The 480-nt window shown below is 61.0% G+C and carries 2 protein-coding genes; both read left to right on the top strand.

The features are described 5' to 3' along the window. A partial coding sequence (locus tag KDH83_RS31480; protein ID WP_212323077.1) for a hypothetical protein occupies positions 1 to 287 on the top strand: 287 nt, incomplete at its 5' end. Further along, positions 287 to 480: hypothetical protein (locus KDH83_RS31475; RefSeq protein WP_212323074.1), on the top strand; the 194-nt coding region annotated here is incomplete at its 3' end. The genes KDH83_RS31480 and KDH83_RS31475, both read left to right, overlap by 1 nt.

Raw genomic sequence — 480 nt, 5'->3', positions numbered from 1 at the left:
GATATGCGGTGCGCGGCGAAATCAATGCCAGTGCCGCGAGTTTCCAGCTCTTGAACGAAGGCTGTCCCATTGCTGTCTTGGCGGTGTCTCTCAACGCAAAGACCAGCCGTCGAATGTGGGAGTGGATACACGTGCACTCCCCCACGCCGCTCCCGGAAAATGGCATTGCCCCTGAACCCGCCTGGGCCGCTCTGCGGTATGACGTGCCCGAAACTGTCTTGCCAGACTGGATTGACTGGTGGGCCAAGCACGTTGGCCACGCGCTGCTGCACAGAGAGGGATGGTGATGAATGCCGCTGAATTGCGGGCATGGCAACAGCGCCATGGCTACACGTATGCGAGCGCTGCTGCCTCGCTCGGCGTTTGCCGCGCTACGTACGCCAATTTCCTGGCCAAAGAGGGCGATCTTCCGCGCATGCTGGCACTGGCTTGTGCCGCTATCGGTTTCGGCATTGCTCTTGCAAGCAGTCAGCCTCGCGG

This window comes from Achromobacter sp. Marseille-Q0513 (genome assembly GCF_018195695.1).
Taxonomy (GTDB): domain Bacteria; phylum Pseudomonadota; class Gammaproteobacteria; order Burkholderiales; family Burkholderiaceae_B; genus Achromobacter.
This window is presented reverse-complemented; position numbering and strand designations above follow the sequence as displayed.